This window comes from Amycolatopsis sp. NPDC003865 (genome assembly GCF_053605345.1).
In genome coordinates, this window is the sequence record NZ_JBSGJA010000039.1 from 51026 (window position 1) to 62950 (window position 11925).

Annotated in this window: 7 protein-coding genes; 3 read left to right on the top strand and 4 right to left on the bottom strand. The window is 70.0% G+C overall.

What is annotated here, in order from left to right; genetic code table 11:
* Positions 1–39: 39 nt before the first annotated feature.
* From aspA to ACWEVP_RS48560, 4 genes are read right to left on the bottom strand one after another with little or no spacing between them, the layout of a single operon-like run.
* Positions 40–1431, bottom strand: coding sequence for an aspartate ammonia-lyase (gene aspA, locus ACWEVP_RS48545; RefSeq protein WP_452069396.1), 1392 nt, complete (start codon positions 1429–1431; stop codon positions 40–42).
* A complete protein-coding gene (locus tag ACWEVP_RS48550; protein ID WP_452069397.1) occupies positions 1431–2351 on the bottom strand; it encodes an asparaginase in 921 nt (306 codons plus the stop codon). The genes aspA and ACWEVP_RS48550 overlap by 1 nt, the downstream gene beginning before the upstream one ends.
* The gene (locus ACWEVP_RS48555; protein ID WP_452069398.1) at positions 2348–3769 is read right to left on the bottom strand and encodes an amino acid permease; all 1422 of its coding nucleotides are present in this window, start codon (positions 3767–3769) and stop codon (positions 2348–2350) included. The genes ACWEVP_RS48550 and ACWEVP_RS48555 overlap by 4 nt, the downstream gene beginning before the upstream one ends.
* Positions 3766–4413, bottom strand: a complete 648-nt coding sequence (locus ACWEVP_RS48560; protein ID WP_452069405.1) for a FadR/GntR family transcriptional regulator — start codon at positions 4411–4413, stop codon at positions 3766–3768. The genes ACWEVP_RS48555 and ACWEVP_RS48560 overlap by 4 nt, the downstream gene beginning before the upstream one ends.
* Positions 4414–4846: 433 nt before the next feature.
* Here ACWEVP_RS48560 and dnaE point away from each other — a divergent pair, with 433 nt between their 5' ends.
* From dnaE to ACWEVP_RS48575, 3 genes are all read left to right on the top strand, one after another.
* Positions 4847–8431 carry a DNA polymerase III subunit alpha gene (gene dnaE, locus ACWEVP_RS48565; RefSeq protein ID WP_452069399.1) on the top strand — a complete coding sequence of 1195 codons (3585 nt, stop codon included), beginning with the start codon at positions 4847–4849 and terminating at the stop codon, positions 8429–8431.
* A gap of 67 nt (positions 8432–8498) precedes the next feature.
* Positions 8499–9980, top strand: a complete 1482-nt coding sequence (locus ACWEVP_RS48570; protein WP_452069400.1) for an MFS transporter — start codon at positions 8499–8501, stop codon at positions 9978–9980.
* A 419-nt stretch (positions 9981–10399) separates the two neighbouring features.
* Positions 10400–11593 (top strand): low temperature requirement protein A, encoded by a 1194-nt coding sequence (locus ACWEVP_RS48575; protein ID WP_452069401.1) that lies wholly within the window; start codon positions 10400–10402, stop codon positions 11591–11593.
* Positions 11594–11925 lie beyond the last annotated feature (332 nt).

The window sequence follows — 11925 nt, forward strand, 5'->3', positions numbered from 1 at the left end:
TTCCGAAGTGGAGTCGATCCTTCCGGATCCGACCGTACCTCAGTTCGCGCGCGCGAGCGTTTCCGGACGCAGCAGCCTGGCCAGCTCCTCGGCCGGGATCAGGCCCTTCTCGACGACGAGCTCGGCGACGCCCCGCCCGGTGGCCAGCGCTTCCTTGGCGATCTCGGTCGCGGCCGCGTAGCCGATGCTCGGGTTGAGCGCGGTGACCAGCCCGATCGAGTTCTCGACGTACCCGCGCACGACGTCGACGTTGGCGGTGATGCCCGAGACGCACTTCTCCGCGAGGGTCCGGCAGGCCGCGCCCAGGTGGGTGATGCTCTCCGACAGCGCGTGCAGGATGATCGGCTCGAACGCGTTGAGCTGCAGCTGCCCGGCCTCGGCGGCCATCGTGACGGTGACGTCGTTGCCGATCACCTCGAACGCGACCTGGTTCACCACTTCGGGGACCACCGGGTTGATCTTGCCGGGCATGATCGACGACCCGGCCTGCACCGGCGGCAGGTTGATCTCGTTCAGCCCGGCCCGCGGCCCGGAAGACAGCAGGCGCAGGTCGTTGCAGCTCTTCGACAGCTTGACCGCGATCCGTTTGAGCACGCCCGAAAGGTGCACGAACGCACCGCAGTCCTGGGTCGCCTCGACCAGGTCGGCCGCGGTGACGACGGGCAGCCCGGTGATCTCGCGCAGGTGCCGGCACGCGGCTTCGGCGTACCCCGGCGCGGCGTTGAGGCCGGTGCCGATCGCGGTCGCGCCGAGGTTGATCTCGTGCAGCAGCGCGACGGCCTCGTTCAGCCGCAGCCGGTCCTCGCCGAGCATCACCGCGTAGGTGCCGAACTCCTGGCCGAGCGTCATCGGGACCGCGTCCTGCAGCTGCGTCCGGCCCATCTTCAGGACGTCGTGGAACTCGACGGCCTTGGCCGCGAACGCCTTCTCCAGCACGACCATGGCTTCGGACAGCTCGCGCACGGCGATGATCGTCGCGACGTTGACCGCGGTCGGGTAGGCGTCGTTCGTCGACTGCCCGAGGTTGACGTGCTCGTTGGGGTGCACGACGTGGTAGTCGCCCTTGGCGTGCCCGAGCAGCTCGAGCGCGCGGTTGGCGATCACCTCGTTGGCGTTCATGTTGGTCGACGTCCCGGCGCCGCCCTGGATGACGTCGACGACGAACTCGCCGTGCAGCGCGCCTTCGCGGATCTCCCGGCAGGCCCGCACGATGGCGTCGGCGATCCCGGGTTCCAGCAGCCCCAGCTCGGCGTTGGCGCGCGCCGCGGCCTCCTTCACCGCGGCCAGCGCCTCGATCAGGTGCGGGTACGCGGCGATCGTCGTGCCGGTGATGGGGAAGTTCTCGCGGGCGCGGGCGGTGTGCACGCCCCAGTAGGCGCCGGCGGGGACGTCCTTGTCGCCCAGCAGGTCGTGTTCGCGGCGGGTGGTCATCACAAGCTCCCCACAGTGGCGGCCAGTTTTCCGGTGACGCGCAGGTTGTCCGGTCCGGGCGGCACGTCGACGCCGCACAGCTTCAGCGCGGCGGCCAGCACGGGGTACCGCGCCCGGTCGCCGCCGTCGGCGATCTTGACGGCGATCGCCGTGCCGTCCGGCAGCGCGGCGACCTGGACGGCCTCGAAGCCGTCCTTCGCGATCAGCCCGGGCACCGCGCGCATGACGGCGGTGACGTCGCGGCGGCTGCCGCCGACCAGCTCCGGGTGCTTCCGGATGCCGTCGGCGACCAGGTGCTCCGGCGTGCCGGGCGCCGCCGCGGCGATCTTCGAGACGGCCGTGGCCAGCCCGCGCAGCGTCGTCGCGAACAGGGGCGCGCCGCAGCCGTCCACCGCCACGCGCTCGATGCCGTGGCCGGTGAGGTCCTCGACGGTGGCGGCGATCGCGCGCTGCAGCGGGTGCGCCGGGTCGAGGTACCCGTCGACGGCCCAGCCGTTGAGCCGGCACGTCTTGAGCATCGCGGCGTGCTTGCCGGAGCAGTTGTGCGCCAGCCGGCTCGGCGCGCGGCCGTCGGCGAGCCAGCGGTCGCGCTCGAGGGGGTCGTACGGGAAGTCCGCGGGATTGCCCAGCTCGTCGGGGGAGTGGCCGTCGAGCACGGCGGAAGCGGCGTCGAGGTGCATCGGCTCGCCGGAGTGGCTGGCCGCGGCGATCGCGAACCCGGCGGGGGACAGGAGCAGCCCGAGCCGGGCCATCGCCGCGGCTTGCAGCGGCTTCGCCGTCGACCGCGGGTACATCGGCGCGTCCGGGTCGCCCGCGGCGAACAGCGTCTCCCCGTCCGGGGCGAGCACGATCGCGGCGCCGTGGTGGCCGCCCTCGACCATGCCGTCGCGGACCAGCTCGACCAGGGGCTCGGTGGTCACATGCCCTCCTCGTCGAACGCGCGCATGTCGATCCGCCGCCGCGCCGCGAACCAGCCCGCGACCAGCGCGACGGCGATCGCGGGCAGGGCGAGCAGGGTGATCCGGCCGGTCTCGTCGAAGCCCATCAGCACGACGACGGCGGCGAGGAACACGAGCGTCGCGATCTCGGTGTACGGCGAGAACGGCAGCCGGAACGCGGGCCGCTCGAGCCCGTCGCGCTTGGCCTTCCGGACGAAGAGCAGGTGGCAGAGCACGATGATCGCCCAGGTGGCGAGGATGCCGATCGCGGCGAAGTTGAGCACGATGTCGAAGGCTTCCTTCGGCACCAGGTAGTTGAGCCCGACGCCCAGCACGCAGACCGACGCGGTGAGCAGGATGCCGCCGTAGGGCACCTGGTTGCGGTTCATCACCCCGGTGAACTTCGGCGCCGAGCCCGCCTTGGCCATCGACCGCAGGATCCGGCCGGTCGAGTAGAGCCCGGAGTTCAGGCTCGACAGCGCCGCGGTGAGCACGACCAGGTTCATCACGCTGTCCGCCGCGGGCACGCCCAGGTGCGAGAGGACGGTGACGAACGGGCTCTGGTCCTTCGTGTAGGAGCTCCAGGGCAGCAGCATCGCCAGCAGCACGACCGAACCGACGTAGAAGACGAGGATCCGCCACATGATGGAGTTGATCGCCTTCGGCATGATCTTCTCCGGGTTCGGCGTCTCGCCGGCGGCGACGCCGACCAGCTCGACCGAGGCGTAGGCGAACACGACGCCCTGCACGATCAGCACCATCGGCAGCAGCCCGGTGGGGAAGATCCCGCCGTGCCCGGTGATCAGCTGCGGGCCGGGCGCGGCGCCGTCGATCGGCGTCTGCGTCACCAGCAGGAAGATCCCGATCACCATGAACAGCACGAGCGCGGCGACCTTGACGATGGCGAACCAGAACTCCATCTCGCCGAACAGCTTCACCGAGACGAGGTTCAGCGTCAGCACGACGGCCAGCGCGATCAGCGCGAGCACCCACTGCGGGACCGGCGAGAAGAACGACCAGAAGTGCGCGTAGAGCGCGATGGCCGTGATGTCGGCGATGCCGGTGGTCGACCAGTTGAGGAAGTGCATCCAGCCGGCGACGTACGCGCCCTTCTCGCCCATGAACTCGCGGGCGTAGGAGACGAAGGCGCCGCTGGAGGGCCGGTAGAGGATGAGCTCGCCGAGCGCGCGGACGACGAAGAAGGCGAAGAGGCCGCAGACGGCGTAGACGATGGCGAGCGCGGGCCCGGCCTGGGCGAGCCGGCCGCCGGCGCCGAGGAACAGGCCGGTGCCGATCGCGCCGCCGATGGCGATCATGTTGACGTGCCGGGGCTTGAGGGCCTTGCGGTAGCCGGCGTCGCCCGCGTCCGCGGTCGTGGCCGTCAGGGTCTGTTCGGTCACTGGTCCCCGTTCACGATGCTGGTGAGAGTGGCTTCGACGTGCGTGAGGTGCGCGGTCATGGCCTCGACGGCTGCTGCTTCGCCGCCGCTCGCGATGGCCGTGACGATCTCGCGGTGCTCGATGTTCGACTGCCGCCGCCGGTCGCCGAGCTGGTTGAGGAAGGCGGACTGGCGGGCCAGCGCGTCCCGGATCTCTTCGATCACCTTCCCGAAGACGGGGTTGCCCGAGGCCTGGGCGATGGTGATGTGGAAGAGCGAGTCGAGCGCGACCCACGCGGTGTTGTCGGTCTCGGCGTCCATCCGGTCGAGGAGGTGCGCGAGGAGGTCGAGGTCGTCCTGGCTGCGTCTGGTGGCGGCGTAGCCGGCGACGGGGATCTCGACGTGCCGTCGGACTTCGATGAGATCGCGGGCGGAGTAGGGCCCGAAGGTGGGGTTGTCGGCGGGTCCGGTGGCGGTGACGAAGGTGCCCTTGCCGGTCTTGGACTCGGTCATGCCGAGGGCCTGCAGACCGCGCAGCGCCTCCCGGATGACCGAGCGGCTGACCTCGAACTCCCTGCTCAGGGCGGCTTCGGAGGGAAGCTTGGCGCCGAGGGGGTAGTCACCGCGTTCGATCAGCTGCCGCAGGTGCGCCAGGACGGCTTCCATGGCGCTGACCCGCCGGGGACCACCTTGTCCGGCTGTCTGGCTGTCAGACAGGTTCATGCGGGGAATGGTCGGCGGCGGGGGACGGGCTGTCAACGCCGGCCGGGGCGGCTGTGGCTCACCTCACCGCCCGGCGCGCGGCCCGCGGCCCCGGATCGCGCGCGGACGCGCGGACGCGTGTCCGCGTGTCCGCGCGCGAGGCAGCCGGCTCGGCGCGACCCGAAAGCCCGCCGGCCGGCCCCCGCCACCGCCGCCCGTGACCGCCCGACCGCGCCCGGTGCCCGCCCGCCGCACCGTGATCATCACCGCCCGAATCGGTGGCGCGTCGCGCCACCCGGCGCGGGCTTCGGAGGCGCACAATCGAGCCCGGCGAGTCCGGGATAGGCTGGGGAGCCCGGGCGCGCCGGTCCGAACGACCAAGGGGAGGTTTTCGCTGGTGTCGAACGATTCCTTCGTCCACCTGCACGTCCACACCGAGTACTCGATGCTCGACGGTGCGGCGAAGATCGCCCCCCTCTTCGCGGAGGCGGCGCGCCTCGGCATGCCCGCGGTCGGCATGACCGACCACGGCAACATGTACGGCGGCGACGAGTTCTACCAGCAGTCCAAGAAGGCCGGCATCAAGCCGATCATCGGCATCGAGGCCTACATCGCGCCGGAGAGCCGGTTCCACAAGAAGCCCGTCTTCTGGGGCCAGGCCAACCAGCGCGGCTCGGACGAGTTCGGTGAGGGCGGCGACGTCTCCGGTGGCGGCGCGTACACGCACATGACCATGCTCGCGGGCAACGCGACCGGCCTGCGGAACCTCTTCAAGCTGTCCTCGCTGGCCAGCATGCAGGGCTACTACCGCAAGCCGCGGATGGACCGCGAGCTGATCTCGGAGAACCACGAAGGCATCATCGCGACCACCGGCTGCCCGTCCGGCGAGGTGCAGACCCGGCTCCGGCTGGGCCAGAAGGAGGCGGCGATCCAGGCCGCGTCCGACTACAAGGACATCTTCGGCGCCGACAACTTCTTCCTCGAGCTGATGGACCACGGGCTGCCGATCGAGCGGTCGGTCCGCGAGGGCCTCCTCGAGATCGGCCGGCTGCTCGACCTCAAGCCCCTGGCCACGAACGACTCGCACTACGTCACCAAGGACCAGGCGGACACGCACTCGGCGCTGCTGTGCGTCCAGGCGGGCAAGACCCTCAACGACCCGACCCGGTTCAAGTTCGACGGCGACGGCTACTACCTCAAGTCCGCCGCCGAGATGCGCGAGTACTGGGACAAGGAGGTCCCGGGCGCGGCGGACACGACGCTGATGATCGCCGAGCGCATCGAGTCCTACGAAGAGGTGTACGCGCACAAGGACCGGCTGCCGTTCTTCGAGGTGCCGGAGGGTTACGACCAGGGCAGCTGGCTGCGCGAGGAGGTCGCGAAGGGCCTGAAGTGGCGCTTCCCGGACGGCCCGCCCGAGGGCTACGACGAGCGCATCGAGAAGGAGCTCGACGTCATCATCGGGAAGGGCTTCCCGGCCTACTTCCTGATCGTCGCCGACCTCATCAGCTACGCCCGCCGCGTCGGCATCCGGGTCGGCCCCGGCCGTGGTTCCGCCGCTGGCTCGCTCGTCGCCTACGTCCTCGGTATCACCAACCTGGATCCGATCCCGCAGAAGCTGCTGTTCGAGCGGTTCCTCAACCCCGAGCGCGTCTCGATGCCCGATATCGACATCGACTTCGACGACCGCCGGCGCGGCGAGATGATCCGGTACGCCACCGAGAAGTACGGCGCGGACAAGGTCGCCCAGGTCATCACCTTCGGCACGATTAAAACCAAGGCGGCGATCAAGGACTCCGCTCGCGTCCACTTCGGCCAGCCGGGCTACGCGATCGCGGACAAGATCTCCAAGGCGCTGCCGCCGCCGATCATGGCGAAGGACATCCCGCTCTCGGGCATCGTCGACTCGAAGCACGAGCGCTACGGCGAGGCCGCCGAGGTCCGCGCGCTCGTCGAGACCGACGAAGAGTGCAAGACGATCTTCGAGACCGCCCGCGGCCTCGAAGGCCTGATCCGCAACGCGGGCGTGCACGCCTGCGCGGTCATCATGTCGTGCGACCCGCTGACCGACGCGATCCCGCTCTGGCAGCGTGACGACGGCTCGATCATCACCGGCTGGGACTACCCGTCGTGCGAGGCCATCGGCCTGCTGAAGATGGACTTCCTGGGCCTGCGGAACCTCACGGTCATCGGGGACGCGATCGACAACATCAAGGCCAACCGCGGGATCGACATCGACCTCGACACCCTCGGCGTCGACGACCCCGAGACGTACAAGCTGCTCGCCCGCGGCGACACGCTCGGCGTGTTCCAGCTGGACGGCGGGCCCATGCGCGACCTGCTCCGCCGCATGGAGCCCACGGTGTTCGACGACATCGTCGCGGTCGGCGCGCTGTACCGCCCCGGCCCGATGGGCATGAACGCGCACAACGACTACGCCGACCGGAAGAACAACCGGCAGAAGGTCAAGCCGATCCACCCGGAGCTCGACGAGCCGCTGCGGGAGATCCTGGCCGACACCTACGGCCTGATCGTGTACCAAGAGCAGATCATGCACATCGGCCAGAAGGTGGCCGGGTACACGATGGGGCGCGCGGACGTGCTCCGCCGCGCGATGGGCAAGAAGAAGAAGGAAGTCCTCGACCTCGAGTACGAGGGCTTCGAAGCCGGGATGAAGGCCAGCGACCTGGTCCCCGGCGGGTTCTCCGCCGAGGCCGTCAAGGCGCTCTGGGACACGATCCTCCCGTTCGCCGGCTACGCGTTCAACAAGAGCCACGCGGCCGCGTACGGCCTGGTCTCCTACTGGACCGCGTACCTCAAGGCGAACTTCACGCCGGAGTACATGGCCGCGCTGCTGACGTCGGTCGGCGACAACAAGGACAAGTCGGCGGTCTACCTGTCCGAGTGCCGCCGCCTCGGCATCAAGGTGCTGCCGCCGGACGTCAACGAGTCGGCCCTGCGGTTCGCGGCCGTCGGGGACGACATCCGCTTCGGCATGGGTGCCGTCCGCAACGTCGGCGCGAACGTCGTCGAGTCGATCATCAAGACGCGCGAGGAGAAGGGCAAGTACGCCTCCTTCACCGACTTCCTCGACAAGTCCGAGCTCGTGGCCTGCAACAAGCGGGTCATCGAGTCGCTGATCAAGGCGGGCGGGTTCGACTCGCTCGGCCACACGCGGCTGTCGATGATCCAGGTCCACGAGGACGCGGTCGAAGCCGTCGTCCCGCTCAAGCGCCAGGAGGCGATGGGCCAGTTCGACCTCTTCGGCTTCGGCGGTGACGAGGGCGAGGCGGCCCCGTCGTCGTCGCCGCTCGCGCACCTGAAGTTCGGCGAAGAGGAGTACCCGCGCAAGCAGCTGCTCGCCTACGAGCGCGAGATGCTCGGCCTCTACGTCTCGGCGCACCCGCTGGACGGCGCCGAGCGGATCCTGCGCAAGCACGCCCCGAAGCCGATCGCCGGCATCCTCGCCGACCCGCCGAAGGAAGGCGAGATCGTCATCTCCGGGCTGATCACGTCGCTGGAGCGGCGGGTCAACAAGAAGGGCGAGCCCTGGGCGATCTGCACGGTCGAGGACATGGACGCCTCCCTCGAGGTGCTGTTCTTCCCGAAGGCGTACGCGCTGTTCGCGGGTGAGCTGATCGAGGACAACGCGGTCCTGGTCAAGGGCCGGGTCAACTGGCGTGAAGACAAGATGTCGGTCTTCGGCGGCGGCCTCGCGACACTGGACCTGTCCGAGGTCGGCACGGGCAACGGCGACGACGAGCCGCCGCTGGTCCTGCTCGCCGCGGCGGAGAAGATCGACCAGTCGGTGGTCAGCGAGCTGCGGTCCACGCTGCTCGCCCACAAGGGGGAGACCCCGGTGCACCTCAAGCTGGTGGGCAAGAACCAGACGGTCTTCGCGCTCTACGACTACCCGGTCAAGGTCAGCTCCATGCTGATCGGCGAGCTGAAGGGCATCCGGGGCATCACGGCTTCGACGTGACGTTCCGGGAGGCGGGATCGGTGCGCACAACGCGCGCGGATCCCGCCTTTCGTGTTTGCTGGACGAGATGACTTACGAACCCGATCCCCGTCGCTGGAAAGCGCTTGCCGTTTCGCTGACGGCCGGGTTCATGGGCCTGCTCGACGTCAGCATCGTCAACGTCGCGCTCCCGTCGATGCAGTCCGGGCTGCACGCGACCAGCGGCGGCATCCGCTGGGTCGTTTCCGGCTACGCGCTGGCGTTCGGGCTGGTCCTGGTCACCGGCGGCCGGCTCGGCGACGCGTTCGGCCGCCGGAACATGTTCCTCGGCGCCCTCGCCGCCTTCGTCATCACGAGCGCGCTGGCCGGCGCGGCCCCGAACGAGACGACGCTGGTGATCGCGCGCCTCGCCCAGGGCGTCGCGGCGGGCATGCTCACCCCGCAGAACACCGGCCTGATCCAGGACCTCTTCCGCGGTGCCGAGCGCGGCCGGGCGTTCGGGATGTTCGGCGCGGTCGTCGGGATCTCGACGGCGGTCGGCCCGATCCTCGGCGGCGCGATCCTCGCGGTGTTCGGCACCCAGGACGGCTGGCGCTGGGTGTTCTACGTCAACGTCCCGATCGGCGTCCTGGCGTTCGCGCTCGCCCTGCGGCTGCTGCCGCGCAGCGAGAAGAAGCAGCTCAGCGTCCGGCAGGAGATCGACTTCGTCGGCATCGCGCTGCTCGCGGTCGCCGTCCTCGGCGTGCTGCTGCCGGTCATCGATTCCGACAGCGGCGGCTTCGCGCAGCTGTGGTGGCTCTTCCTCGTCGCCGCGGTGTTCGGGTTCGCCTTCGTGCGCTGGGAACGGCGGGTGGTGCGCCACGGCCGGTCACCGCTGCTGGACACCCGGCTGTTCACCGGCACGCCGGGCTACGCCGCCGGGGCGTCGGTCGGCGCGCTCTACTTCTGCGGATTCGCCGGCATCTGGCTGGTCTTCGCGATGTTCTTCCAGCAGGGCCTGCACTACACGCCGCTGCAGTCGGGCCTGTCGGTGACGCCGTTCGCGCTCGGCTCGGCGGTGTCGGCCGCCGTCGCCGGGCGGCTCGTGCCGACCTTCGGCAGGCGGCTGACCGTCACCGGCCTGGCCATGGTCGCGCTGGGCCTGCTCGCCGTGGCGCTGCTGGCCGGGTTCGTCCCGCCGTCGGCGTCCGGGTGGGCGTTCGCGCTGCCGCTGCTGTTCGCGGGGGTGGGCGGCGGCATGGTGATCTCGCCGAACACGACGTTGACGCTCGAGTGCGTGCCGGTCCGGATGGCGGGCGTCGCCGGCGGTGCCCTGCAGACCGGGCAGCGGATCGGCACGGCCATCGGCACCGCCGTGCTCGCGTCGGTATTCGGCGCGTTCGTCGGCGCCGCGAAGGACTACCCGCGCGCGCTCACCGTCGCGCTGTGCTGCGCGGCCGGCCTGACGTGCGCCGCGCTGGCCCTCGCGATCGCCGAGCTGCGGGCGCGGCGCCACCGTGCGCAGACTTCGGAGCGCGAAACCGAGGACCGGCGGGCCGAGACGTCCGCCGCGGACGTCCAACGGGGCTGAGACACTACTTTCCGCAGATTCGCGATGCTCCAAACGAGTGACGAGCACGGAAAGACACTGGTGCTACGCAGAGCAACCGGGTAGATCTTATGGAGCCTTCACTGCGCGGCTTCGGCTACCGACAGTGGCAATCGGTCGGCCACCCGGGGATGGGGTGACCGGCCCGAGCGATCGAGGCGTCCGGAGTTCGAGGGAATGGACACACTCGGTCACCTTCCGTCCAGTGAGTGTCGGCGTCCGCGGGGGACCGTCCGGCAGTCGCGGAAGGGATGCCCATCGGCAGCCGCCGGCGCGTGACGGCAGCGGGTGGGCCCGGGTGAGGGGGAACCGGGCCCACCCGTTCTCCGTGTCGTGCTTCCACCCCGCTCGTGATCATGTTGGGATGACCGCGTCCGACAGGCACGAAACGGGGAGCTTCGATGACCCAGCAGCCGTCGCGGCCGGACAGCCGGTTGCGGGTGTGGTACCGGCCGATGCGCTCGCGCGACAGCGGTGAGCACCACCGCGTCGCGACCCCCCTGGAACTGCTGTTCGACCTCTGTTTCGTGGTCGCCGTCGGCCAGGCCGCGGCTTCGCTGCACCACGCGCTGGCCGAGGGGCACGCCGCCCACGGCGTCACGTCGTTCGCGATGGTGTTCTTCGCGATCTGGTGGGGCTGGCTGAACTTCAGCTGGTTCGCCTCGGCGTTCGACACCGACGACGTCCCGTACCGGCTGGCCACGCTCGTGCAGATCGCCGGCGGGCTGACCGTCGCGGCGGCGGTGTCGAGCGCGTTCGAAGGCGACTTCCGGCTGATGGTCGTCGGGTACGTCCTGATGCGGCTGGCGCTGGTGTTCCAGTGGCTGCGGGCCGCGCGGTCGGACCCGGGCTGCCGCCCCACCGCGCTGCGGTACGCGACCGGCATCGCGGCGGTCCAGGTGCTGTGGGTGGCCTACCTGTGGCTGCCGACCGGGATCCGGCTGGTCGCCTTCGTCGTGTTCGCGGTGCTGGAGATGGCCGTCCCGGTCTGGGCGGAGAGCCGGCACGGCACCACGTGGCACCCGCACCACATCGCCGAGCGGTACGGCCTGTTCACCCTGATCGTGCTCGGCGAGGTGATCCTCAGCGCGACGAACGCGATCAAGGAAGGCACCGCGGAGCCGGGGCACACCGGCGCGCTGGTCTCGCTGGCCGCGGCCGGGCTGGTGCTCGTGTTCGCCATGTGGTGGCTGTACTTCGACCGCCCCGGGCACGCGCGGCTGGTCCGCCGCCCGACGATGTTCACGTCGATGAGCTGGGGCTACGGGCACTACTTCATCTTCGCGTCCGCCGCGGCCGTCGGGGCGGGTCTCGAGGTGGCGGTCGCCTACGACACGGGAACGCTGCACCTGGACGGGGTGACCGCCGCGTTGCCGACCACGATCCCGGTCGCGGTCTTCCTGCTGAGCGTGTGGCTGCTGCACATCGGGCCGACCAACGAGTGCCGCCCGATCGCCATCGGCTTCCCCGTGACGGCGGTGCTCGTCCTGGCCGCTTCGTTCACGCCGGCGCCGATCCACGTCGCCGCGGTGCTGACGGCCGCGCTCGTCGCGCTGACGGTCGTCGCGACCCACGGGGAGCCGCAGCCGGCTTGATCGCTGATCGGTGCAGGTCAGCGGCCTGGCGCGATAAAAGGGACCCCCCTGTGCGAGGGGGTTTCGGGGGCATGTAAAGTTCTCCAAGTCGCCAGGGAAACCGGGCGGCCGCCGGGAACACGAACCAAGCTCCCACGATCGTGGTAGAGTGGGTGGTCCCGAACCAGGGTGGTATCCCTGGAACAAAGCTTGAAACAAAAGCCGAAGACCAAGGCGCTTCGCGGCGCGGCGGTCCGAAGTGTGTTGCTTGAGAACTCAACAGTGTGCTAGTGAACTAAGCCAGTAGAGCTTATGTATGAAACCCCTCGTCGGGGTTTCCTTTGAGAGCAAGT